The following is a 24,162-nucleotide window of genomic DNA, read 5'->3' as shown; positions in this document are numbered from 1 at the left end:
CCTAACTTTACGAGGCTGGAGACCGCCGTGTTCCCTCGCCCCGCCCGCCGGATCCCCACGGCCGCCGCGCTGCTCGCCCTGGCCGCCTCCTTCGCCACCGGTGCCTGGGACGGGCCCGACACGACGGAGCAGCACCGGTCCGCCCGGACCATCAGCGTCCCCTCCGCCGCCGGCAGCAGCACCCCGCTCTCCGGTTATGCCGTGCAGTCCACGGCCAAGGTGAGCGACTCCGCGGCCGCCGTCTCCTCCCCCGGCTATCCAGCCCGGGGCTGGTACCCGGCGGGCCCCCGCTCCACGGTACTGGCCGCCCTGCTCGCCAACGGCGTCTACGCCGACCCGTTCCACTCCACCAACCAGCAGCGGATCACGAAGGCCGACTTCGAGGTGCCTTGGTGGTACCGGGCCGACTTCACCGTCGCGGACACCGACAAGCGCACGTACCTCGACTTCAGCGGAGTCGTCTCGGCCGCGGACGTCCATGTCAACGGCCACCGGGTCGCCGACGCCGCAGCGGTGACCGGTGCCTACACCCACCACGAGCTGGACGTCACCTCCGAGGTCAGGTCCGGCACGAACACGGTCGCCTTCCGCGTGCGGCCCAACGACCCGAACAAGAACCTGACCATGGGCTGGCTCGACTGGCTCCAGCCGCCGCCCGACCGCAACATGGGTCTCGTCCGGGACGTCCTGGTCCGCAGGGGCGGCCCCGTGGCGCTGCGCGACGCGCACGTGGTCACCAAGCTGGCCGTGCCGTCGCTGGCCACCGCCGACCTGACGGTGAAGGCCCGGGCCCGCAACGACACGGACGCACCGGTCACGGCCGAGGTCGGCGGCAGCGTGGGCGGGAGGCGGTTCACCAGGAGTGTGTCGCTCGCCGCGCACGAGACGAAGACCGTCACCTTCTCCCCCGCCGACACCCCCGGCCTGCACCTCACCGATCCCGAGGTGTGGTGGCCGGCCGGGATGGGCGGACAGCCGCTGTACGACCTCGACCTCACCGCCTCCGTCGCCGGTACGGTGTCGGACACCGCGCACGAGACCTTCGGCATCCGTGACGTGCAGGCCCCGTTGAACGCCGACGGCGCCCGTCAGTACCGGATCAACGGCCGGGCACTGCTGATCAAGGGCGGCGGCTGGTCCCCGGACGAGTTCCTGCGCTGGGACCGCGGCTATGTCGAGGACCGCCTGAAGTACGCCGTCGACCTGGGCCTGAACACGATCCGCCTGGAAGGCCACCTGGAGCCGGACGAGTTCTTCGACCTGGCCGACCGGCACGGCGTGCTGACCCTGCCGGGCTGGGAGTGCTGCGACAAATGGGAGGGCGAGGTCAACCCCAGCGGCTCCGGAGAGCGGTGGACGGACACCGACCACATCGTCGCGAAGGCGTCCATGGCCGCCGAGGCCGCCCGGCTGCGCGGGCACCCGAGCGTGCTGTCCTTCCTGATCGGCAGCGACTCCGCACCGAACGCGACGATCGAGAACGGTTACCTGGAAGCCCTGCGGGCCGCCGACTGGCCGGTCCCCGTGATCCCCGCCGCGTCCGACGCGTCCTCCCCGAAGCTCGGTGCTTCGGGCATGAAGATGACGGGACCCTACGACTGGGTGCCGCCCGGCTACTGGTACGCCAAGCGCGAGGGCGGGGCCACCGGCTTCAACTCCGAGACCAGCGCGGGCCCGAGCATCCCGACCCTGGACACCCTGCGCCGGATGATGACCCCGGCCGAACTGGACACCCTCTGGAAGAACCCCGACGCGAAGCAGTACCACCGCTCGCCGTCCGTCACCTTCGGCACGCTCCGCATCTACGACAAGGCACTCACCGGCCGCTACGGCGCCCCGACGAGCCTCGCCGACTACGTACGCAAGGCCCAGCTGGCGCAGTACGAGAACGTCCGCGCCCAGTACGAGGCGTACGGGCGCAACGCGACGGACACGAACGGGCCCGCCACCGGGGTGATCCACTGGATGTTCAACAGCGGATGGACGTCCCTGCACTGGCAGCTGACCGACCGTTACCTGGACCAGAACGGAGCCTACTTCGGCGCGAAGAAGGCGAACGAGCCGCTGCACGTCCAGTACTCCTACGACGACCGCTCGGTCGTCGTGGTGAACAACCGGCACACCCCCGCCGAGGGCCTCACCGCCCGCGCCACCCTGTTCGACCCCGACGGCACCCAGAAGTACGACAAGACGGTGACGGGGCTGACGGTGGACGGCGACGGGGCGCACGGCAGTGCCCTCACCCTGCCGTCCTCGGTGAGCGGGCTGTCGCGGACCCATCTGCTCCGGCTGGTGCTGACGGACGCGGCGGGCAAAGAGGTGAGCCGGAACGTGTACTGGCTCTCCACCAGCCCCGACACCCTCGACTGGAACGGCACCACCTGGTACTACACGCCGACGACGGAGTACGCCGACCTCAAGGGGCTCGCCTCGATGGCACAGGCGCAGCTGTCGGTGACGGCGGCCACGACGACGTCGGACGGCACGTCGACCACGACGGTGACCCTGCGCCACTCCGGCAGTGGGAAGACGCCGGCGCTGCTGACGGACGTCCACCTCGTCGACGAACGGGGCAGGCCGGTGCTGCCCGTGCGCTGGTCGGACAACGAGGTGAGCCTGTGGCCGGGTGAGTCGGTGACGCTGACCGCCACCTACCGGACGGCCGACCTGCACGGATCGGCACCGGGCGTGCGGGTCTCCGGATGGAACACCGCGGAGCGGACGGTGCCCACGAGCTGACGCGCACGCAGGAAGAAGGGGGGCGGGCCCTGGTGGCTCGCCCCCTCTTTTCCGTGGCTCAGCCGACGTCGAGTGCGGCGTCGTCGATGACGAACGACGTCTGGAGGGTGGCGCCCTCGGTGCCGGTGAACTTGATCGTGACGGTCTGACCCGCGTAACTCGCGAGGTTGAAGCTGTGCCGGGTGTAGCCGCCGGCCGCGTTCAGGTTCGAGTAGGTCGCGAGGGTCGACAGCACCGTTCCGCTGCTGCCCACGACCTGTGCCTTCAGGGTGTCGTAGGCCGTCGAGGCGGTCGTCTCGGCGGTGTCGACGTGGAGCTGGAAGCTCAGGGTTGCGCTCGTGCACCCGGCGGGGATGGTCACCATCTGCGCGAGGGTGTCGGTGTGGGCCGAGCCGTAGCCGTTCAGCCAGGCCTTGAAGGAGCCGGTGCGGGCGGCCTCGCCGGTGTCGTCGGTGATGACACCGCTGGACGCGGTCCAGGAGGCGGAGCCGGACTCGAAGCCCGGGGTCGGCCAGCAGCTGGGCGGCCGTGCAGGTGCCGCCACCGCCCCCGCCGCCGCCCGCACCGACCAGCCACTCGGTGGCGTTGAGGGCCCACTGCCGGAGCGGCGTGGCTCCGCCCACAGCGGGCACTTGCCTCGGCAACAGGGCAAGCAGGAGCGTCGAAGAGGGAAGGCCATGGAGATTTCGGGCGTGATCAGCGCCGTCGTGATCGGTCTCGTCATCGGTGTGCTGGGCCGGCTGGTCGTCCCCGGACGGCAGCACATCGGCGTCCTGTGGACCATCGTGGTCGGCATCGTGGCCGCGTTGCTGGGCTCGGCGGTCGCCGCCGGGTTCGGGGTCGCCGACACCGAGGGGCCCGACTGGATCGAGTGGTTCATCCAGATCGCCCTGGCGGCGCTGGGTGTGGCCGCGCTGGACCGGACCCGCGCCCTGCGGTGAGTCAGTTTCCGTAGTGGTACGGCGTCGTGGTGCTCAGCACATGGAAGCCGAGGCGCTCCAGGATCGGGCGGCTCTGGGGTGAGGCGTCGACCTGGAGGTAGCGGTAGCCGCGGGCGGCGGCGACCCGGGCCCGGTGGGCGACGAGGGCACGGTAGATCCCCCGACCCCGCCAGGCCTCGACGGTGCCGCCGCCCCACAGCCCGGCGAACGGGGTGCCCGGAACCAGTTCCATGCGGGCGGCGCTGACGGGTTCGGCACCGGCGAGGGCGACCACGGCGACGACGGTCGCGGGGTCGGCGGCCAGGCGCGCGAGCAGCTGGTGCCGCAGCCGGGTGCCGTCGGTACCGAAGCTCTTCTCGTGCACGTCCACGACGAGTTCGACGCCGGCCGGGTCGGTGACCTGCACGAGACGGATGCCGTCCGGGGGCGCGGTGGCCGGTGCGAGCCCGGCCGCCTCGCCGATCATCAGCGTCTCCTCGGGCTCGGCCCGAAAGCCGGCGGCGAGAAGCCGGTCGGCGAGGTCCGCCGGCTCGTCATGGCCGTAGAGCTTCCACTCGAAGTCCTGGCCCAGCTCGGTGAAGCGGGCGATCTGCTCCTGGATCGCGCGGTCCGCGCCCGCCGCGTCCAGGCCGGACCAGAGCACGCCGTTCCAGCCCTGCGGATCCGCGACCTGACGCACCACCGCGCCGGACCGCTCGACCCGGGCCCCCGGGCCGTCGGGCCGGGCGCCCTCACGCACGACCCGGTCGTACAGGGCGAGGACGGCAGTGCGGTTCATGCCCTCACTCCAGCAACAACGGCCAGGCGCGGCAATCGGATTACCGGCGGACGCGCGCCCCGGCACCCGGCCGTACCGCCGCCAGGTAGGCGCTGAGCCGGTCGCGGTTGCGGGCCAGGCAGTCGATGCGGGACTGGATGCGGTCGATGTGCCCCTGCAGCAGGGCGGCCGTCTCCGGCGGCACGCTCTCGGGGTCCGGCACGAGATGGCCGGTCCCGCACAGGTACGGCAGGATCGCGCGGATCATCTCGGTGGTGAGGCCGGAGTCCAGCAGGCCGCGGATCTGCTGCACCTCGGCGACCGCGGACTCGGGGTAGTCGCGGTAGCCGTTCCCGGCGCGGTCCGGGCGCAGGAGGCGCTGTTCCTCGTAGTAGCGCAGCAGGCGGGTCGGAACGCCCGTACGGCGTGACAGTTCACCGATCCGCATGGCCGTCTCCTCGGCAACACTTGACCTTCACACTGATGTGAAGCTTTCACCATGGTCGCATGACCCCGTCCTCCCAGGTCAAGGGCGGTCCGCTGCCGTGGTCGGGGCTGCTGGCCCTGTCCTGTGCCGCGTTCACCGCCGTGCTGACCGAACTCCTCCCGGCGGGCCTGCTGCCCGCGATGGCACCCGGGCTCGGCGTCGCCGAGTCCCGGGTCGGCTTTCTCGTGACCGCCTACGCCGCCGCCTCGTTCCTGGCCGCGGTCCCGGTCACCGCCGCTCTGCGCGGGCTGCCCCGGCGGCCGGTGCTCTGCGGTGCGCTCATGGGCTTCGCGCTCAGCAACGCGCTGGTCGCGCTCTCGTCGTCGTACCCACTCACCTTCGCGGCCCGGCTGCTGGCCGGCGCGACCGGCGGCACGCTGTGGGCGATGCTCGCCGGGTACGCGGCCCGGATGGTGCCGGCCGAGCGGCGCGGCCGGGCCATCGCCGTGGTCCTGGCCGGGATCACCCTGGCCCTGGCACTGGGGGTGCCCGCCGGTACCGCGCTGGCGGGTGCGGTGGGCTGGCGGACGGCGTTCGGCGCGCTGGCCGTGCTGTCGGTGCTGCTCGTGTGGTGGGTACGGCTCCGGGTTCCCGGCCTCCCCGGCGAGCCGGCGCACGCGCGCGTGCCGCTCGTCCGGGTCGCGGTGCGCCCCGGCATCCGTCCGGTGCTGTCCGTGACGCTGTTCCTGCTGCTGGGCCACCAGGTGATGTACACGTACGTCGCCCCGTTCGCCGCGCATGCCGGGTACGGCCGCACGGGTGTGCTGCTCGTGGTGTTCGGGTCCGCCACGGTGGCCGGGATCTGGGTCACCGGCGCCCTGATCGACCGGCATCCCCGGCCCACGCTGCTCGCGGCGCTCACGCTGCTCGCGGCCGTGCTCCTGGTGCTGGGGCCGGGCGCCGGAACGGCGGTGCCGCTGGCCGGCGCGGTGGCGCTGTGGGGCGTGGCCTTCGGCGGGGCGCCGACGCTGATCCAGACCGCGCTGGTGAACGCGTCGGGACCGGCCCACGCCGATGTGGCGACCTCGCTGCAGACCACGGTGTACAACGCGGGCATCGCCGCCGGTTCGCTCACCGGCGGCCTGGCCCTGGACGCGGTGGGCCCGGGGGCGCTGCCGTGGACCGCGCTCCCACCGGTGCTGCTGGCCCTGGCGACGGTCGCGGCGGGGCGCCGGTACGCCTTCCCGGCCGGGCGGCGCGGCACACATCCGGAGGCGCCCGTGGAAGTCAGCCGAGTTCGAGCGTGGTGACGCCGAAGACACGCTCCCGGGCGTGCTCGCGCACCGAACCGGTGTACATGCGGGCGGTCTCGAAAGAGGGCCGGAGTCCTGCCTGTTCGGCCAGGGCGACGCCGGCCGCGTTCGGCTCGGGCACGTCGATGGCGACTTCACGGCCGGCGGCGTCCGCGGTGAGGGCGGCGAACAGGGCACGGGCGTCGTCGGCGGTGTCGGCGAACAGCGGGCCGATGCGCAGGGCGTCATGGCCGGGGCGGATCACGCCGTAGCCGGTGATGTGCCCGCCGTCCTCGCGGACGACGGCACGGTGACCGGGACCGGTGAGCCACTCGGCGAGGAAACGCGGTCGGTCGGCGGGCTGGCAGGCGCTGTCGTAGGCGGTGACCGCGGCGAGGTCGGCGGCTCGGGCGGGGCGGACGCCGACGGGCGTCTCGCTCTCGGTGGCGGTGCCGGAGAACCGGACGGTGCGGTAGGCGAGTTCGAAGCCGGACTGGCGGTAGTTGTCCTGCTGGGCGACGACTCCGTCGAGACCGACGGTCCGGTCCCCGGCGTGCGCCAGGGCGGTCTTCCACGTGGTGAGGCCGTGTCCCTGCCCACGCAGGTCGGGGCGGACCAGGTAGCAGCCGAGGAAGGCGTAGGCGGTGCCGTAGTTGACGACGGAGATGGCCGACACCGGTTCGCCGGCGATCCGGCCGAGGAAGAACCCGTCGGGGTCCTGGGCGAAGAACGCGGGTCCGTCGGAGAGCCCGGGGTTCCATCCCTCCGCCGCCGCCCACCCGCTGATCACCGGCCAGTCGGCGAGGGTGGCCTGCGTGACGACGAGGTCGTGGGGGGCCGCAGAGGTCATGGGTGCGCTCCGTTTCCGTCGGGGTCGGGCTGTCGTACGGCATGGCCCTCGGCCGGGCCGCCCGTAGCATCCTTCCGGATCAACGGGGGCCGCGCCACGGGGAGATCGGCCGATAGACACCGTGCAACGGAAGCCACGCCACGAGGGGTCCAGCCGATGCGCACCGGGCAACGGAGGCCGTGCGACGGCGAGATCAGCGGCGATGCCGTGCAACGGAAGCCAGGCCATGAGGAGTTCAGTGCGTGCGCACCGTGTCCCACGGCCCGCTGCGGCACGCGGTTCGGGCACCGGACGCAGTGTGGTGCTCGCCGGCTCCGCCCGCGTGCCCCGTCCGGTCGGCCGGGGCCTTCGCCAGGTCCACTGCGTCGGCCCCACCGCCGCGGCGTCCGGTGGGGCCGATCGCGGGTGGGTCAGCGGGTGCGGCCCGGGCGGTACCGGCGGTACAGGGTGGCCCCCGCGACGAGGAGCGCCGCGCTGCCGGCTGCGGCCGGGCCCGTCACATCCGCTCCCGTGTGGGCCAGGGTGGACGCCGCCGGGCGCGGGGTGTGCGGGGCGGGGTGGGGCCGGGCGGGGGCCGCGGGGTGCGGGGCGCGCGGCTTCGGGGTGGGGGGTGGGTCGCCGGGGCCGTTGGACGAGTGGTTGTCCTCGGCCGGATTTCCCACGCCGACCACGTCGACACTGTTGCCGGTGACGTTCACCGGCACGTGGACCGGGAGCTGGATGCCGTTGCCCGAGATCACCCCGGGCGAGTCGGTGACGTCGCCCCGGGCGGACGCCCCGCCCGGGTCTGCCGCCTTGCCGTGCTTCGCGGAGCCGGTGTTCGCGCAGGCGTTGCCCGCGGCCGGGTTGAGCAGCCCCACGACGTTCACGGTGTTGCCGCACACGTTCACCGGCACGTGCACCGGGAGCTGGATGCCGTTGCCGGAGAGCAGCCCTGGCGAGCCGGCCGCGGAGCCCTCGGCGCCGGCCCCGTCGGCCGCGAAGGCGGCGGACACCGGGAGTGCCACGGCCATCGCGCCGGACGCGGCGGCGACGGCGATCACACTGTTTCGGGTAGCCCGTCTCATTGCTTCCCTGCCTTCCAGAGATCGTCGCGGGCAGTCACCCGCACCTCGTAAAACGCAGGCGAACCATCGGAGTTATGCCTTATCGGTCTTTCACCCCATCGAGCGCCACTGTTATCGAACTAGGTGTAAAGCCTCTTAGCGATCTTCAGCGGTCTTGCCGGGTGCGAAGAATACGACCGTCGCTGCCGTCCCGCTCGCCCGGAGGCGTGCCGTCCGGGGCCCGCTTATGGTGATCCGAGGGTGCCGTCCCCGGTCCGCGACGGCCGCGCGCCCCGGGAGGCGATCGATGCTGGCCATGCTGTCCACACGGTCCGCCGTGCGGCGCTGCGCGGGTGCCTCGGCACTGGCCCTGGCGCTGCTCGGCGCCGGACTGCCGACGGCTGCCGCCGATCAGCCCCAGCCCGACCTGTCCCGGTTCTACCGGCAGAAGGTGACCTGGGGCGCCTGCCAGGGCCCGGACATGCCGGAGGACCTGCAGTGCGGGAAGGTCACCGTCCCGCTCGACTACGCGAGGCCGCAGACGGGCACCCTGGATCTGGCGCTGGCCCGCTATCGCGCCACCGGGACGCCGCACGGCTCGGTAGTGCTGAACTTCGGCGGCCCCGGCGGCCCCGGCATCCCGGGGCTGGCCGCCGAGGGCCGGCAGTTCATGGACCTGACCAATGGCTACGACGTGGTCACCTTCGACCCGCGCGGGGTCGGCCGCTCCTCCCCCGTCAGCTGCGGCGAGGGCAGTGACGAGGTCGCGGCCGTCACACAGGAGGACGTCGATCTCAGCCGTCCACAGGTGCTGCTCGGGCAGTTGCAGCAGGCCGCCAAGGACTGCGCCCGGCACTCGGGCCCGGTGCTGCGCCACATCGGCACCGTGAACGCCTCCCGTGACCTGGACGTCATCCGCCAGGCACTCGGCGACAACAAGCTCAACTACCTCGGTTTCTCCTACGGCAGCCGGCTCGGCGCGGTGTACGCGGCGCAGTTCCCGGGCAAGGTCGGCCGGGTCGTGCTCGACGGTGTGGACACGCTGACCGAGCCGCTGGCCGAGCAGGGGCTGGCCGGCGCGGAGGGGCAGCAGACGGCGCTGAACGACTTCCTGGACTGGTGTACGAGCGATCTCGCCTGTCCGTTCGGACAAGATCCGCGCGCGGCCGGGGAGGAGGTGCTCCGGCTGGTGCGCTCGCTCGACGAGAACCCGGTGCCCACGGACTTCGGCGGCGCGTTCTCCGGCCAGGACCTGGTGGGAGCCGTCGGGCAGGCCCTCTACGACCGGGAACTGTGGCCCTCCCTGCAGCAGGCGCTGGCCTCGCTGGTCGAGGACGGCGACACCCGGCGCGTGCTGGCCTTCTCGTCGGGCGGCATACGTGTGCCCCGCGGCCATCACCGCGAGGACGGCGGGCTGGTCGACGCCCAGGACGTCCCGACGGACAACCTGCCGGCCGCGCTGATGGCGATCAACTGCGCGGACGACCCCGACCGGCCCACCGCGGCGCAGATCACCAAGAACCTGAAGGACCTCCGGGCCGCGTACGACCGGGCCTCGCCGGTCTTCGGCCGCTTCCGCCTCACCGAGCTGCTCCTGTGTTACGGCCGACCCCCGGGCACCGACTTCATCCGCGACGAGGTGAAGAACGTCCGGTCGGCGAAGATGCTGCTCGTGGGGACTCGCGGCGACCCGGCGACGCCGTACCGGTGGACCATGGAGACGGCCCGGCGGCTCGGCCCGGCGGCCGTGGTGCTCGACAACAAGGGCGAGGGGCACACCGGGTACACCTCGTCCAAGTGCGTGCACCGCAAGGTCAACGACTTCCTGCTGTACGGCTCACTGCCGGCGAACGGCAGCTCCTGCCCGGCGGACCAGCGCGGCAGGAGCGGCACCGGAACCGCGTCCGGCTGACGAGCCCCTCATCACCGACCGGTGCGCGCACCCACCGCCCCGCCGGTACGTACGTCCACCACCGGGGCGTACGTCCACCGCCGACCGGTGCGTGCACCCATCGCTCGCCGGTACGCACGCCCACCGGCCGCTGGTCGTACGCCCACCACTGTTGCGTGCGCCCACCGCCCACCGGTGCGCAGGCCCATCACCGACCGGTGACCGAAGGGGTGCAACGGGGTGCAACCGGGTAACAGCGGCGATCCGGGGCAACCCGCCGGGCATGCCGGCCGTCACACTGGGCAGGCGCGCCTCGGCCGCCGCTTCCCGTACGAGACCATCCCAGGGGGAGACCATCATGCACATCCGCGCCGCCCTCACCGTGCCCGCCGCCTCCGCAGCCGCGGCGGCCCTGCTGCTCACCGCACCGCAGACCCAGGCCGCCACCGGCCACGAGCGTCCCGTCCGCTGCGCCGAGAAGTCGCTGTCGGTGCGGGCGAAGGCCGCGTCTGCCGATCCGACCGTGCTGCGGGTCGGTGTCACCAACCGCGGCGCCCGCGCCTGCGTCGTCGACCGCGTGCCCACCGTGACCTTCGGGGATCTGGACGGTGCCGCGCTGCCGGTGCCGGAGGGCGGCACCGGCGCCTACCGCCTCGCGGCGGGTGGCACGGCCTACGCCGACGTGCGGACCATCGCCGACCGGGCGGACCCCGAGGCCCGCCGGGTGGGCTCGGTGACGGTGGCGGCGTCGGCCGCGCAGTGGGGCCGCTCCTTCACCGCCGCCCAGCTCGGCACCGGCCGCCAGGTCCTGGTGTGGGAGCCGGTGACGACGTGGTGGCAGCGGTCGGCGGCGGCCGCGGACCGGGCCATCGGGCTCGGCTGAGCACGGGACCATCGGCTCGGCCCGAGCACGGGGCCGTCGGGCTCCGCCCGGAACAGGGCAGTCGGCTTCGGCCGAGCACAGGGCCGGCGGTCCCCGCCGAGCGCAGGGCCGACAGCCTCCCCTGAACGCAAGGCCGGCAGCCGCTCCTCAGCACAGGACCGGCAGCCGCCATGAACGCAGGGCCAGCGGTCTCCCCTCAGCACAGGACCGGCAGTCTCCCCTGAACGCAGGAGCGGCAGTCTCCCCTGAGCGCAGGGCCGGTCCAGGGGTCAGTCGAGGACCAGCTCGGGTGCGTAGAGGTCCAGCCACCCCGCGAGGTCCAGCGTGCGTTCCAGGCCGCGCCGGGCCGCCTGGGTGCTCACCGGCGCGGTCCGCTCGGCGGCGGCGCGGACCCGGTCCCGGTCGACCAGGTCGAAGACCCGGTGGTCGGGCCGGGCCAGCAGCTCTTTGGTCTGTTCCTGCAGCTCGCGGGCGTACTGCGGGTCCTGGGTGGACGGGTACGGGCTCTTCACACGCTCGTACACCGAGCGCGGCAGGACGTCCGCCGCAGCCTCCCGCAGCAGGCTCTTCTCCCTGCCGTCGAAGGACTTCAGGGCCCACGGGGCGTTGTAGACGTACTCGACCAGCCGGTGGTCGCAGAACGGCACCCGGACCTCCAGGCCGACGGCCATGCTCATCCGGTCCTTGCGGTCGAGCAGCATACGCACGAAGCGGGTCAGGTGCAGGTGGCTGATCTGCCGCATCCGGTACTCCAGGTCGCTCTCGCCGGCCGGCCGCTCGATGCCGGCCACGGCGGTGCGGTAGCCGTCGGCGACGTAGGCCTCCAGGTCCAGGGACTTGGCGAGGTCGGCGCGCAGCACGTCGGCGTCCTGACCGAAGTGGCGGCCCATGGCCGTCAGCCACGGGAAGGTGTCGGCGCGGCGCGCCTCCTCGTCGAAGAACTGCTGGTAGCCGCCGAAGACCTCGTCGGCGGACTCGCCGGACAGGGCCACCGTGGACTTCTCCCGGACGGCGCGGAAGAGCAGCAGCAGCGAGGTGTCCATGTCGCCGAAGCCGGCCGGCAGGTCACGGGCCCGGATCACCTGCTCGCGCACGGCGGGGTCGGCGAGGGCCTCGGAGTCGAGCACGATGTCCTGGTGATCGGTACCGGCGAGCCGGGCCACGTCGTGCACGAAGGGCGTGTCGGGGGTGCCTCGCAGCTCGTCGGCGACGAAGTGCTCGGTCCGGCCGGCGAAGTCGACGGCGAAGCTCCGCACCTTCTCTCCCGCCACGGCGAGTTGCCGGGCGGCGAACGCGGTCATGGCGGAGGAGTCGAGACCGCCGGAGAGCAGGGTGCAGCGCGGCACGTCGGCGACGAGTTGCCGGCGGACGATGTCGTCGAGGAGCGAACGCACAGCGGCGATGGTCGTGTCGCGGTCGTCGGTGTGCGGACGGGTCTCGAGCCGCCAGTACACGCGGGTGGACAGGCCGGCGCGGTCGACGGTGACGACGGTGCCGGGCTCGACCTCGCGCATGCCGTCCCAGACGGCGTGTCCCGGCGTCTTGACCATGACGAACAGCTCGCGCAGGCCGTCCGTCGTGACGCGGCGGCGGACCATCGGGTGGGCGAGGATCGCCTTGGGCTCGGAGCCGAACAGGACGCCGTCGGGGGTCGGGTGGTAGTAGAACGGCTTGATGCCCATGCGGTCGCGGATCATCACCAGCTTGCCGTGCCGTCCGTCCCAGACGGCGAACGCGTACATTCCGCTCAGCCGTTCGGCGACCGCGTCGCCCCATTCCAGATAGCCGTGCAGCACGACCTCGGTGTCGGAGTCGGTGGTGAACCGGTGGCCGCGGTCGGCGAGTTCGCGCCGCAGCTCGGTGAAGTTGTACGTCTCGCCCGAGTAGACCAGGGCGATGGTGCCCTCGGGGGTCGGCAGGGACATCGGCTGCCGGCCGCCAGGGAGGTCGATGATGGCGAGCCGCCGGTGGCCGAGGGCGGCGGGGCCCTCGGTCCAGGTGCCGCGGTCGTCCGGGCCCCGGCAGGCCATCGTCTCGGTCATCGCATGCAATGTGGTGGCCTCGGCGGTCAGGTCACGGTCGAAGGAGACCCATCCGGTGATGCCGCACATGCGCTACCTCCTGCCTCCGATTCCCGGCCGGACCCGCTGAACTGCGCTTTCGCAGTCCCGGGAGGCCGGCCGGCAAACCGGTTGTATCGAGCACCTATATGACGAGCGTCCGTCAGGCACTCGGGTGCGTCAACGTGGACGCAACACGGCCGTGCCGTCGCCCCTGCGATTCCGGCCGCGTTTTGCCTCAGCACAATCCGAGAACAGCCGTGCCACCGGCTCAGGTCGACAAGAACCGGCCACACGCAAAAACTTCATCAAACTCCCGGCGCGTTACTGCTTCACGGTCAGGAACGAGTCGAGCGCTCCGGTCAGTTCGGCCGGCTTCTCCAGCGGCAGTTCGTGCCCCGCGTCCAGGATGCGGACGACGGCGTCGGGATACGCCTTGGCCATCCGGAGCATCTGCCCCACCGGCAGCTGCAGGTCGTGGTAGCCGTGCACCATCAGCGTGGGTACGGCGATCTCGCCGGCCCGGTCCAGGACGTCGAAGGCCCGCATGGCGCCGTAGAGCGTCATGACGACCTCGCGCGGGGTGGCGGCGGAGGCGCGGATGTGCTCCCGGATCTCTTCGCGCGGGTACCCGGGCGCGAAGGCCCGCTGGATGTTGGCGGCCACGAACAGCTTGAACGGCGCCAGCGTGGAGGCCGCCATCAGCAGGCCCCGGCCGCGGCTGTAGGTCATCCGGCCGATGGAGTTGACCAGCACCATCCGCTCCACCCGGGCGGCGTGCCCGAGCGCGACGGTCTGCGCGATCATCCCGCCCATCGAGTGGCCGACCAGCGCACACCGCTCCACTTCGAGATGGTCGAGGAGCGCGAGGACGTCCTGCGCCAGCTCGCCGATCGTCCGCACCCCGGCCCCGGTGCTCTCGCCGTGCCCGCGCAGGTCCAGCCGTACGACGCGGCGCCGCGCGGAGAAGTGGGCCATCTGGTGGTCCCAGCGGTGCCGGTCGGCCGTCCAGCCGTGCACGAACACCAGGGGCACGGCTGCCGCGTCGCGGGGTCCCTCGTCGTCGTACGTCAGCGTCGCTCCGTCGACGTCGAACTGCGGCATGGCGGCCTCCTGGGTGCGGCACGGTCGGTTACTGACGGGTACGGTAACCGCCCCGACGGCCCTGCGTCACCGGACTCCGGCAAGGAATCCTGGGGAGTTCACCAGGTCCGGATTACCCCGAATGCCGTAGAGGTGAATAGGTCCTATCGTGCTGTCATGGAGCACGCACTGAGTCCCGCAACCCTTGCCGAACTGCGGCGTCCGCGCCCTTACCCGGCGGTCTCCGTGCTGACCCCGACGCACCGTCGGGAACGAGGCAGCGGCCAGGATCCGGTCCGGCTGCGCAACGTGGTGACGGAAGCGCGCCGGCGTCTGGAGTCCGACCCCTCCGTGACCCGTGAGCGGCGCGCGGACGTCGTGGCACAACTCGACCGCGCCCTGTCGGAGGTGGATCTGACGCACGCCGAGGACGGACTGGTGATCTTCGCCGCGCCGGGCGAGCACCAGGTCTGGTCGCTGGCCCGCCCCGTCCCTGAGAGGGTGGTGCTCTCGGACACCTTCCTCACCCGCAACCTGGTCGCCGCGCGGGCCGCCGAACGGCCGTTCTGGGTCATGTCGCTCTCCGCGGACCGCATCACCCTGTGGAGCGGCGGACCGGACCGGGTCGTCGAGGACCGTTTCGGGGGCTTCCCGCTCGTCCGGGGCCGGGAGAACTTCGACGCCGAGCGGCAGGAGCGCATCGGCGAGATACCGAGCACCTTCCGCGACGAGGGCACCCGCCAGTTCCTGCGCGAGGCGGACACCGCCATGAGCACGGTCCTGCGCGAGCAGCCCCGCCCGCTGTACGTCACCGGCGAACAGGCGGCGCTGTCGCTGCTGGACGAGGTGGGCAGCGTGGCCAAGGCCGCCGTGCACGTGCCCCGCGGCGGGCTCGCGCACTCCGGTCCCGACGCCGTGTGGCAGGCCATCCGGCCGGTCCTGGAGGCGGAGGCGGCGAAGGACACCGGCTCCGTGGTGCGGGAGCTGATCTCCGCCCGCGGCCACCGGACCTTCGCGGCCGGGCTGGACGAGCTGTGGCAGAGCGCCCGCGAGGGCCGGGTACGGCTGCTCGCCGTGGAGGAGAACTACCGCGCGACCGTCCGTGAACTCGGTGAGCATCTGGTGCCGGCCGAGCCCGGTGATCTGGACGCCCGCGACGACATCGTGGACGAGATCGTGGAGCAGTGCCTGGAGACCGGCGCCGCCGTCCGGTTCGTACCCGACGGCACGCTGGAGGACGCGGACGGCATCGCCGGGGTGCTGCGGTTCTGAGCCTGGCGGGGCCGTCCGGTTCGGCCCGGGTGGCCTCGCGCAACCCTGCCGTCCGGGCCCGGCGGAGCTGTCCGGAACCCGCTCTGCGGGCCTTGCGGCTCCGGCCGGGAGCGCCTACCGGAACGCCTCGAAACCCTGCGGTCCGGGCCCGGCGGGAGCTTTCCCGGACCTGCCGGCCGGCCGTGCTGCTCCGCGCCTGTGCCGCCGAGTTCCGGGCCCGGCGGGTCCGGCCGAGGCCACCGGCAGGAGTGCTCTCTCGTCGGCGTACGCTACGGCGTGATCGTCGGCGAGAGGGAGGGCACACATGGGTGACCTGCTGGGCGTGGCGGTACTAGGCGCCGGACACATGGGAGCCGACCACATACGGCGACTCGACCGGGTGGTCAGCGGCGCCAGGGTCGCGGCCGTCGCCGACCCCGATCCCGACCGGGCGGAGTCAGCGGCGGCAGGCCTTGCCGGTGTCCGTGTGCACACCGATCCGCTGGCCGCGCTCGACGCGCCGGGCGTGGCGGCGGTCCTGATCGCGTCGCCCGGCCCCGCGCACGAGGAGGCGCTGCTCGCCGCCTTCGACCGCCGGCTGCCGGTGCTGTGCGAGAAGCCCATGGTGCCGGGCTCCACCGGTGCCCTGCGTATCGTGGAGGCCGAGGCGCGGCTCGGCCGCCGACTGGCGCAGATCGGTTTCATGCGCCGCTACGACACCGAGTACCTGCGCCTGAAATCCCTCCTGGACGGGGGCGGGCTGGGCCGGCCGCTGATGCTGCACTGCACACACCGCAACGTCTCCTCCCCCGCCGATTTCACCAGCGCCATGCTGATCAGCAGCTCGGTCTCGCACGAGATCGACGCGGCCCGCTGGCTGCTCGGACAGGAGCTGACGGCGGTCACCGTGCTGCGGCCCGCCCCGTCGTCGGGCGCGCCGGACGGCCTGCTCGACCCGCAGTTCGTGCTCTTCGAGACCGAGCGGGGCGCCCTGGTCGACGTCGAGGTCTTCGTCAACTCCGGCTTCGGCTACCAGGTGCGCTGCGAGGCAGTGTGCGAGGCGGGCAGCGCCCGGATCGGCGACGAGCACACCATGGTGGTCACCACCCGGGGCGGCGCCCGTGAGGAGGTGGCGCAGGACTATCTCGTCCGCTTCGCCGACGCCTACGACCGCGAGGTGCAGGCGTGGGTCGACGCGACCCGGCGCGGGGAGGTCACCGGGCCGGACGTCTGGGACGGCTACGCGGCGTCCGTCGTCGCCGAGGCGGGGGTCCGGGCGCTGGAGACCGGTGGCCGGGTGGCCGTCGACCTCGCCCCGCGCCCGGAGCTGTACGCCGTCAGCCGCTGATGCTCGCGGCGCCCGTCTCCAGGTGCCCGGTGAACCGGCGCGACCAGGTCGCGTCGGAGTCTACGGTCACCGTGAAGTCGTACCAGCCGTTCTGGTAGGCGACGGCGTTGAACCAGTCCTCCGCCGAGGCACCCGCGGCGACGGTGTACGTCCAGGGCCCGTCCGTGCGGTAGTGGTCGCAGGTGATGGTGAACTTCACCGACGTGGAGCCCGAGTTGGTCATCCTGAAGTAGACGGCCGGCTTGCCCGTGCCCGGCTCGACGGCGTACCGGGGGCGTACCTCCGCCGACTTGCCCGCCTTGGTCGCGTCGCCCTTGAAGCGGCGCAGGAAGCGGTTGGGTCCCAGCATGGTGAGGTCGTACTTGCCGCCGCCGAAGCCGGTGCCGATGTTGAAGGAGTCGGAGGCGGTGCCGTCCGCGTCGACCGTGTACTGCCAGGGCGTGGTGTCGCGGTAGGCGTTGGGGTGGATGGAGAAGTGGGCCGCCCGGGTCGCCGGGGCTCCCTGGTTGGTCATGGTGAACCAGGCGAGGATCTTGCCGGCGGCGCCGGACTCCAGCCGGTCCAGGCAGCCGTTCGGCTGGTAGGGCAGAGGGCGGGCCGGACGCGTGCCGGACTCCTGGGCGGGCAGGGCGTTGTCCGTGGGTACCGGGTTGGGCAGCGGGCCGCAGGTGTTCATGCCGATGACGCTGGTCGCGGGCAGGGAGACCGGGCCGTGGACCGGCTGGGCGAAGTCGAAGACCCCGGTCAGGTCGCCGCTGACCTTGCGCCGCCACTCGCTGATGTGCGGGCACTTGGCGGGCTTGCCCAGCGCCGTCGTCCAGGTCTCCAGGAAGCGCAGCACCGAGGTGTGCTCGAAGACCTCCGAGGAGACCCAGCCGCCGCGCGTCCAGGGCGACACGACGATCATCGGCACGCGGAACCCGAAGCCGTACGGCACCCCGCCCAGGAACTCGCCGGCGGTTCCGGCGGGTGGTGCAGGCGGCGGCACATGGTCGAAGCAGCCGTCGTTCTCGTCGTAGTTGAGGAACAGGACCGTCGAGTCGAAGACGTCCGGGTCGGCGGCGAGTGCCTGGTGGACGAGGCTGATGAAGTAGGCTCCGTCGCCGGGCGGGGCGTACGGGTGCTCGGAGAAGGCCTGGTTCGGGACGACCCAGGAGACCTGCGGGAGGGTGCCCGCGAGGACGTCGGCCTTGATGGCGGCGGCGATGTCGTCGGGGGTGGAACCGGTCACCCTCGGCACCGAGGACATGCCCCGGTCGTACAGCGGGTTGCCCGGCCGCGCGTCGGTGAAGTTCTTGAAGTAGGCGCAGCCGTTGTCGCCGTAGTTGTCGGCGGCGTTCTGGTAGACCTTCCAGGTCACCCCTGCGGCCTGCAGCGCCTCCGCGTAGTTCTGCCAGGTCAGGCCGGACTCGTCGCCGCCGTCGTGGCTGGCGGAGTCGACCTTGCCGCTCCACAGGTAGGTGCGGTTGGGGCCGGTGGCGCTGAGCGTGGAGCAGAAGTAGGCGTCGCAGATGGTGTAGTTGTCGGCGAGCGCGTAGTGGAACGGGATGTCGGAGCGGTCCAGATAGCCGAGCGAGCGGACGTTGCCCACGCCCGCGACCCAGTTGTCGAGGCGGCCCTTGTTCCAGGCGGAGTGCTGCGAGGACCAGGAGTGGGGCAGGTCGCCGTTGCACTGGGCGAGGGTCTGGCCGTCCTTGCCGCCGGCGGGCGGGGTGGCGCTGAGCTTCCACGGGTACTGACGGCCGGGGCCGTTCGGCTGGTCGAAGACCGAGTGGCCACCGCTCAGGGTGATGCCGCTGCGGTCGTCGAAGCCGCGCACGCCCTTGAGGCGGCCGAAGTAGTGGTCGAAGCTGCGGTTCTCCTGCATGAGGATCACCACGTGCCGCACGTCCTTGATCGTGCCGGTCGCCGTGGCCGCGGCAGCCGTGCGCGTGCCGGTGCCGAGTGCCACACCCGCCGCCACGGAAGCGCCGAGCCCCACGAAGCCTCTTCGGCTGATCGGTGTCATTCGCCCCGCCCCTTTCACAGGGGTGCCCCTGTGGCACACCGCGCGTCAGGGTGCATGCGGTGATCGTCGGGGTCCATACCTGTGCGGTGAGGCAAAGATGAACAGGAGTCAAAGTCGGGGCCGGGCGCCTGCGCCGCCGGCGGCCACCGGCTCAGACACCGCCGAACAGGGCGCTCAGCCCCCGCTCCACCGCCCCGTCCAGGTCCTCCTGCCCGCAGGGCACCACCTCGTACGTGCGGACCAGGAAGCGGCGCAGCGCCGATGCCGGGAACTGCAGGACGGCCATGCCGTGCGGCGAGTGGAACTCCAGGACCGTCCGGGTGCGGCCGTACGGCCATATCTGCACGTCCCCCTCGCCGGCCGGGGCCCTCAGTCCCTGGTCGAGCAGGGAGCGGGCGAAGGTCCAGGTGACCTCCTCGCCGTGCAGCGCCGCCTCGGCCGGGAAGTCCACGAAGACGGCGAGCGGGTCGCCCGCGAGGTAGCGGAGCGTGGCCGACACCGGGACCTCGTGGTCCTCGGCGGTGATGAGCCGGGCTTGGGCGAACTGTTCGACGATGATGTCCATGCCATTAAGGAGTCTTCGAGGGCCCTTCGCATGCCGCCAAATCCGGTCAGAAACCGGCAGGTACAGGCCGCTTCGCGCGACAGGGGAACGCGGGAGCGTCGAACAGGCACCTGAGTCCTGCAAATCGGCCACCCGGGCAGGGCAACTCGCGTAGTTCATCTACGACTTGACCTGCACATCGCCTACGCGATTCGTACACACGGATCGCTCCGGGAAGACTCTGGCATATGCCGAAAGCACCACCGTATCGTGTGTTGCCAAAGCCCTTACGGGGCGTCGCGAGCTGTGCAACAGTCGTAGCGGTCCCCCCGTCGTCCCCGCCGTACCGTCCCCTTCATCGGAGTGCGTCATGCCGTCCCCAGTCTCCGCGGACCGCCCAGCCGCCCAGCCGCCGGAACGCGGCTCGGTCGAGGCGCTGATAACGCAGACGCGGCGGCTCAAGGGCGACGTGGACGCTGTACGACGGGACACCCGGAGCGACGGTGCGGACCCTGAGGAACGCTGGCAACGCGCCCTGTACGACCTCGCCCTGCACCAACTGGACGACCTCGACGCCCACCTGGCCCAGCTGCGGGACGGGCCGGCCCCGGACTGCGCCGGGCCCGCCGTCACCTCCGAGGTCCGGCCCGCACCGGCCGGCGCCCCGCGCGGTTCGCTGCTCAGCCGCGTCGGCAGCGCCGAATGGAACCTGCTCACGGACGAGGCGACCTGGTCAGGAGAGCTGTACCAGATCCTCGGACTGGACCCGGGCCGCCCCGCGCTCACCCTGGACGAGCTGCCCGCGCTCGTCCTGGACGAGGACCGGCCGAAGCTCACCACGATGGTGACGGACTGCCTGGTCGACGCCAAACCGATCGACGGCGAGTTCCGCGTCGTACGGCCCGACACCTCCGTGCGGACCGTGCACATGATGGGCGAACCCGTGCTCGGCGCCGACGGCGGCACCACCTCCATGTGGGCGGTGCTGCGCGACGTCAGCGAACTGCACCGCAGCCGGCGGACGGTACACGAGACCCGTGACTCGTTGCACCGCCACCGCCGGCAGGAACAGACCGAGCACCGGATCGCGGTCGAGCTGCAGGAAGCCGTGCTACCGCCATGGCGCGGCTCCCTGCGGCTCCCGCACCAGGGGCCGGCGACCCTCGACCTCGCCGCCCACCGTCTGCCGGCCGCGACGGAGACTCTGATCGGCGGCGACTGGTACGACGCTCTGGAGCTGTCCGACGGCCAGACGCTGCTCAGCGTCGGCGACCTCACCGGCCAGGGGGTGGCCGTCGCCTCGGGCATGGCCATGCTGCTCGGTGCCGTGCGCGGCATGGCAGTGGCCGATACCGAACCCGGCCGCCTGCTCACGATGCTCAACCAGTTACTCGACGCCACGGTGCAGCCCGCCCTCGGCAGCGCTGTCTGCTGCCGCTACCGGCCCCGGACCCGCACGCTCGTCTGGGCGCAGGCAGGACACCCCGCCCCGCTGCTGTACCGCAACGGGACGGGGCGCACACTGAACACACCCGACGGCGTCCTCCTCGGCGCCTCCTCAGGCACCGTGTACGACCAGTCCGCCGTCACTCTCCACCCGGGCGACCTCCTCCTCCTGCACACCGACGGCCTGCTGCCGGGCCACAGCAGGACGGCAGCCGTGGACCGGCTGCTCGCCCTCGCCCCACGGTTCGGCGCGGCGCGCACGGCACAGGACTGTGTGCGAACCGTCGTCGAGGAGTTCGGCGGGGCCGGGCGCGAGGACGACGCATGCGTGCTCGTCGCCAAGGTGACCGCGTGAACTGACCCGAGGGTTCCGTCGAGGGACCCGAGGGCCACCATGACCAGGGTCACGCCTGAACCGACCCTCGATCACGCATGAGATGACTTGCAGTCCCCGAGCGAGCGGCCTGCCAGGTTGCGCGGCGCACAGGCTCCCTACGCCTGTGCGCTGTTTCCCTTGCTCCTCGGCTTGGGCAGGGCGAGCCTGATCTCCTCCCGCAGTTCGTGGATTCCCGGGTAGCCGGCGTACTCGGCGGTCAGCCGGTACATCTGCCGCAGCCGGTCCCAGGTGCGGCGGGAGGAGTTCGAGCCCATCGACATCAGGGCCAGCCGTGCGTAGCGGTCGGCCTGTTCGGGGTCGTCGGCGATGAAGCAGGCCGATGCCATGGAGAGATGGTCGAAGATCTTCGACCGTTCGCGTCCGTCGATGCGCAGGGCGAGGGCCTTCTCCGCGTAGTACTGGGCGTGCGCGGCCGCGCTCGGGTCGAACTCCGCCAGCGTGCGGTAGGCCAGGGCCTGCATGCCGTACAGGTCCTCGTCCTTGAAGGTCTGCATCCAGTCGGGCGGTTCCATGTCCTGCCGGTCGGAGACGAAGAGGTCCTCCGCCTGCCCGAGCGTCCGGCGCATCGCCTGACCCTTGCCCATGGACGCCTGTGCCCAGGCCTCGATGGTGTGGAACATCGCCTTGGTACGCGGCTGCAGGCGGTCGCCGGCACCGGACTGGGCGAGCTTCATCAGGTCCAGGGCGTCGTCCGGCCGGCCGAGGTGCACCATCTGCCGGGCCGCCCGGGACAGGGCTTCCCCGGCACGCGGCCGGTCACCGCCCTCCCGGGCGGCATGGGCGGCGATGACGAAGTACTTCTGCGCCGTGGGCTCCAGACCGACGTCGTGCGACATCCAGCCCGCCAGGACGGCAAGATTGGCGGCGACGCCCCACAGGCGCCGCTGGAGATGGGGTGGGTGGTGGTAGGCGAGCATGCCGCCCACCTCGTTGAGCTGGCCCACGACCGCCTTGCGCTGCAGCCCGCCGCCGCGGGCCGCGTCCCAGGCGCGGAAGACCTCGACCGAGCGCTCGAGTTCCTCGATCTCCTGCGACCCGATGGGGGCGGCCTCGTAACGGTCGAACCCGGCGGGGTCGGCGTGCAGGGGGTCGTCGAGAACAGGGGCGTCGGCCCTGAGGACCGGGTCGGTGTGGAGCCAGTCGTGCATGGCGCTGCTGAGTGTGGATCCCGCGGCGAGCGCGGCACCCGCGCCCACCAAGCCGCGTCGGTTGAGCATGAGGTCCATTCCCGTGAATTCGGTGAGGACCGCGGCGGTCCGCTCGGGCGCCCACGGCACACCGTCGGGATGTTCCTCGATCCCGTCGCCCTGCCGTTTCCCCGCACGCCCGTGCCGCACCAGACCGAGGTCCTCGATGGTCACGACACGGCCGAGACGCTCGGTGAACAGAGCCGCCAGCACCCGCGGCACCGGATCGCGCGGGATCTCTCCCATGTCGATCCAACGCCGCACCCGGGAGGTGTCGGTCGACAGCTGGGGGTGGCCCATGGCCGCCGCCTGCCGGTTGACCAGCCTCGCGAGTTCGCCCTTGGACCAGCCGGCCAGGCCGAACAGGTCCGCAAGGCGGGTGTTGGGTTGTCCGCTCACGTCAAGCCCCCAGGTTCTCGGCTGAGTTGACAGTAGCCCGGCGGAGGTTGCCGGGCGACTATTCGCCACCGTTCGCCAGGGTCCGCCAGATGGTGTGCCACTGGCCATCGGGTGTCAGGTAGGAACGAGCCACCCCGACCCGGTCGCCAGCTCCATATGGCGGCCCCATAGCGGCATATGACGGGCACATTCCCCAGGGTGTGCCCGGGCGGCCCGGCCGGGTGGGCACACGCTTCCGAAACCACGCTCACGGGGCACCGAAGCCGGAGCATGAGTTCGGACTGCGGACGTACAGGCAGGCACTGCAGGCACACGAAGGGATCTGTATCTCCCATGTACGCAGCATCGTCCTCCGTGTCCGCCCCGCCCCGGCCGCTGCGTTCCCGCCCGGCGGGCGGCGGGCCGTTCCTCGACCCGGTGGCGCGTCCGGGCAGTCCCGTGCTGGGCACGGGCCGGCCCCGGCGGCTCCCCGGTCAGCCGGCGACCCAACCGCTCAGCGGAAGACTGGACCTGTCCGGTCCCCAGGGCGCGCAGCTGCGCACCGCGCTCGCGTCGGTGCACCGGATCTGCCCGGAGTTCGCCCCGGTGCAGGTCCTGCGGCGCAGCGGACGGTCCGTCCTCCTGGTCGGGACCACGGGACGCAGCACGGCCGTCGCCAAGTGTCTGCTGGACCACTCGCCCGCCTGGGCGGAGCGGAGCCGTCAGGAAATAGCCGCATACCGCTCGTTCGTCCGGCACCGGCCGCCGGTCCGGGTGCCGAGGCTGATCGCGGCGGACCCGGACAACTGCACGTTGGTGATCGAGCGCATGCCGGGCCGGACGGCGGCGTTCCAGCGGCATCCGATGGAGGCTCCGCCCCGCGCGGACATCCGGGCCGCGCTCGGCGCGATCTGCCGGGTGAACGCCTGGCGCCCCCCGGCGGGCACGTTCGACATGCCCCTGGACTACGCGGCCCGGATCTTCCGGTATCACGAGCTGGGCCTGCTCACCGACCGGGACCTCGGCGACCTGCAGAAACTGCTGCACGGCATCGCCCATGAGGTCGGCCGGCACGGCATGCTCCAGTTCTGCCACGGTGATGCCCTGCTCTCGAACATCCTTCTGTCACCGGCCGGTCCAGTGCTGGTGGACTGGGAGCACGCGGGCTGGTATCTGCCGGGGTACGACCTGGCGACGCTGTGGCTGGTCCTCGGGGACGCGCCGGTGGCCCGGCGGCAGATCAGCCAGATCGCCCAGTCGGCGGGCCCGGCCTCCCGGGACGCCTTCCTGGTGAACCTGATGCTCCTGCTCACCCGGGAGATCCGGACCTACGAGACGGCCGTGCAGCGTTCGATGCACGATCCGGCCCCGACGGCACCGGGCACGGCCCAGCCAGGTGCTGCGCCGTCCGGCGAGGAACAGCGGCTGCTGCTCAGGCGGCTGCACGACGACTGCCAGATGGCCCGCAGGGCCGTCCGTGCGGCGGTCGGCACTCGCTGACGGGGACGACGGCTCCGCGGTGCGCCCTGAGCGGCGGCGCACCGCGGACCATCGTGTGCGGACCCGTTTCCCGCGCGTCCCGGAGCAGTTACTGGTGTATGCCAGTGACGCCCCGCAGGCCCGCGCACCGCCGC

The 24,162-nt window shown here is 72.2% G+C and carries 18 protein-coding genes and 1 pseudogene; 9 read left to right on the top strand and 10 right to left on the bottom strand.

Features of this window, described 5'->3' with window-relative positions; translation table 11 throughout:
* Nucleotides 1-27 precede the first annotated feature (27 nt).
* On the top strand, nucleotides 28-2,739 hold the full coding sequence (locus tag ACZ4SF_RS29080; RefSeq protein ID WP_468389854.1) for a glycoside hydrolase family 2 protein: 2,712 nt from the start codon (nucleotides 28-30) through the stop codon (nucleotides 2,737-2,739).
* A 58-nt stretch (nucleotides 2,740-2,797) separates the two neighbouring features.
* On the opposite strand, the pseudogene ACZ4SF_RS29075 reads toward ACZ4SF_RS29080, so the two are convergent.
* Nucleotides 2,798-3,332, bottom strand: a pseudogene (locus tag ACZ4SF_RS29075) (hydrolase); the annotation flags it as partial.
* Between the two features lie 84 nt (nucleotides 3,333-3,416).
* On the opposite strand from ACZ4SF_RS29075, the gene ACZ4SF_RS29070 reads away from it, so the two are divergent.
* Nucleotides 3,417-3,680 carry a GlsB/YeaQ/YmgE family stress response membrane protein gene (locus ACZ4SF_RS29070; RefSeq protein ID WP_468389851.1) on the top strand — a complete coding sequence of 88 codons (264 nt, stop codon included), beginning with the start codon at nucleotides 3,417-3,419 and terminating at the stop codon, nucleotides 3,678-3,680.
* A 1-nt stretch (nucleotide 3,681) separates the two neighbouring features.
* Here ACZ4SF_RS29070 and ACZ4SF_RS29065 read toward each other — a convergent pair whose 3' ends face one another.
* Together ACZ4SF_RS29065 and ACZ4SF_RS29060 are read right to left on the bottom strand one after the other, a co-directional pair.
* Nucleotides 3,682-4,458, bottom strand: a complete 777-nt coding sequence (locus ACZ4SF_RS29065; protein WP_468389848.1) for a GNAT family N-acetyltransferase — start codon at nucleotides 4,456-4,458, stop codon at nucleotides 3,682-3,684.
* Between the two features lie 40 nt (nucleotides 4,459-4,498).
* On the bottom strand, nucleotides 4,499-4,885 hold the full coding sequence (locus ACZ4SF_RS29060) for a MerR family transcriptional regulator (RefSeq protein WP_468389845.1): 387 nt from the start codon (nucleotides 4,883-4,885) through the stop codon (nucleotides 4,499-4,501).
* A 59-nt stretch (nucleotides 4,886-4,944) separates the two neighbouring features.
* Between ACZ4SF_RS29060 and ACZ4SF_RS29055 the strand changes: the two genes are divergently transcribed.
* Nucleotides 4,945-6,174 carry an MFS transporter gene (locus ACZ4SF_RS29055; protein WP_468389842.1) on the top strand — a complete coding sequence of 410 codons (1,230 nt, stop codon included), beginning with the start codon at nucleotides 4,945-4,947 and terminating at the stop codon, nucleotides 6,172-6,174.
* Here ACZ4SF_RS29055 and ACZ4SF_RS29050 read toward each other — a convergent pair.
* Together ACZ4SF_RS29050 and ACZ4SF_RS29045 are read right to left on the bottom strand one after the other, a co-directional pair.
* Entirely contained in the window at nucleotides 6,152-7,006 is an 855-nt protein-coding gene (locus ACZ4SF_RS29050; protein ID WP_468389840.1) for a GNAT family N-acetyltransferase, read from the bottom strand. The genes ACZ4SF_RS29055 and ACZ4SF_RS29050 overlap by 23 nt on opposite strands.
* Nucleotides 7,007-7,416: 410 nt before the next feature.
* The gene (locus ACZ4SF_RS29045; RefSeq protein ID WP_468389837.1) at nucleotides 7,417-8,049 is read right to left on the bottom strand and encodes a chaplin; all 633 of its coding nucleotides are present in this window, start codon (nucleotides 8,047-8,049) and stop codon (nucleotides 7,417-7,419) included.
* 310 nt (nucleotides 8,050-8,359) lie between these two features.
* Between ACZ4SF_RS29045 and ACZ4SF_RS29040 the strand changes: the two genes are divergently transcribed.
* Complete coding sequence (locus ACZ4SF_RS29040) at nucleotides 8,360-9,964, top strand: alpha/beta hydrolase (RefSeq protein ID WP_468389835.1); 1,605 nt, start codon at nucleotides 8,360-8,362, stop codon at nucleotides 9,962-9,964.
* A 337-nt stretch (nucleotides 9,965-10,301) separates the two neighbouring features.
* Nucleotides 10,302-10,826 carry a DUF4232 domain-containing protein gene (locus ACZ4SF_RS29035; RefSeq protein ID WP_468389833.1) on the top strand — a complete coding sequence of 175 codons (525 nt, stop codon included), beginning with the start codon at nucleotides 10,302-10,304 and terminating at the stop codon, nucleotides 10,824-10,826.
* 269 nt (nucleotides 10,827-11,095) lie between these two features.
* Here ACZ4SF_RS29035 and asnB read toward each other — a convergent pair whose 3' ends face one another.
* Nucleotides 11,096-12,937 (bottom strand): asparagine synthase (glutamine-hydrolyzing), encoded by a 1,842-nt coding sequence (gene asnB / locus ACZ4SF_RS29030; protein ID WP_468389830.1) that lies wholly within the window; start codon nucleotides 12,935-12,937, stop codon nucleotides 11,096-11,098.
* 273 nt (nucleotides 12,938-13,210) lie between these two features.
* A complete protein-coding gene (locus tag ACZ4SF_RS29025) occupies nucleotides 13,211-13,990 on the bottom strand; it encodes an alpha/beta fold hydrolase (RefSeq protein ID WP_468389827.1) in 780 nt (259 codons plus the stop codon).
* Between the two features lie 156 nt (nucleotides 13,991-14,146).
* Here ACZ4SF_RS29025 and ACZ4SF_RS29020 point away from each other — a divergent pair, with 156 nt between their 5' ends.
* Nucleotides 14,147-15,241: a baeRF3 domain-containing protein gene (locus ACZ4SF_RS29020; protein WP_468389824.1), complete on the top strand. Its 1,095-nt coding sequence runs from the start codon at nucleotides 14,147-14,149 to the stop codon at nucleotides 15,239-15,241.
* Nucleotides 15,242-15,545: 304 nt separating this feature from the next.
* Nucleotides 15,546-16,568 carry a Gfo/Idh/MocA family protein gene (locus ACZ4SF_RS29015; protein ID WP_468389821.1) on the top strand — a complete coding sequence of 341 codons (1,023 nt, stop codon included), beginning with the start codon at nucleotides 15,546-15,548 and terminating at the stop codon, nucleotides 16,566-16,568.
* Here ACZ4SF_RS29015 and ACZ4SF_RS29010 read toward each other — a convergent pair.
* Both ACZ4SF_RS29010 and ACZ4SF_RS29005 read right to left on the bottom strand, forming a co-directional pair.
* Nucleotides 16,558-18,576 (bottom strand): phosphocholine-specific phospholipase C, encoded by a 2,019-nt coding sequence (locus ACZ4SF_RS29010; RefSeq protein WP_468389818.1) that lies wholly within the window; start codon nucleotides 18,574-18,576, stop codon nucleotides 16,558-16,560. The genes ACZ4SF_RS29015 and ACZ4SF_RS29010 overlap by 11 nt on opposite strands.
* A gap of 151 nt (nucleotides 18,577-18,727) precedes the next feature.
* Nucleotides 18,728-19,141 carry an SsgA family sporulation/cell division regulator gene (locus ACZ4SF_RS29005; protein ID WP_468389815.1) on the bottom strand — a complete coding sequence of 138 codons (414 nt, stop codon included), beginning with the start codon at nucleotides 19,139-19,141 and terminating at the stop codon, nucleotides 18,728-18,730.
* A 349-nt stretch (nucleotides 19,142-19,490) separates the two neighbouring features.
* Here ACZ4SF_RS29005 and ACZ4SF_RS29000 point away from each other — a divergent pair, with 349 nt between their 5' ends.
* Entirely contained in the window at nucleotides 19,491-20,921 is a 1,431-nt protein-coding gene (locus tag ACZ4SF_RS29000) for a PP2C family protein-serine/threonine phosphatase (protein ID WP_468389813.1), read from the top strand.
* A 137-nt stretch (nucleotides 20,922-21,058) separates the two neighbouring features.
* Here the strand turns inward: ACZ4SF_RS29000 and ACZ4SF_RS28995 are convergent, their stop codons facing one another.
* The gene (locus tag ACZ4SF_RS28995; RefSeq protein ID WP_468389811.1) at nucleotides 21,059-22,549 is read right to left on the bottom strand and encodes a DNA-binding protein NsdB; all 1,491 of its coding nucleotides are present in this window, start codon (nucleotides 22,547-22,549) and stop codon (nucleotides 21,059-21,061) included.
* Between the two features lie 333 nt (nucleotides 22,550-22,882).
* On the opposite strand from ACZ4SF_RS28995, the gene ACZ4SF_RS28990 reads away from it, so the two are divergent.
* The gene (locus ACZ4SF_RS28990) at nucleotides 22,883-24,028 is read left to right on the top strand and encodes an aminoglycoside phosphotransferase family protein (protein ID WP_468389810.1); all 1,146 of its coding nucleotides are present in this window, start codon (nucleotides 22,883-22,885) and stop codon (nucleotides 24,026-24,028) included.
* Nucleotides 24,029-24,162: the final 134 nt, after the last annotated feature.

This window comes from Streptomyces sp. NPDC027663 (assembly GCF_055566415.1).
This window is presented reverse-complemented; position numbering and strand designations above follow the sequence as displayed.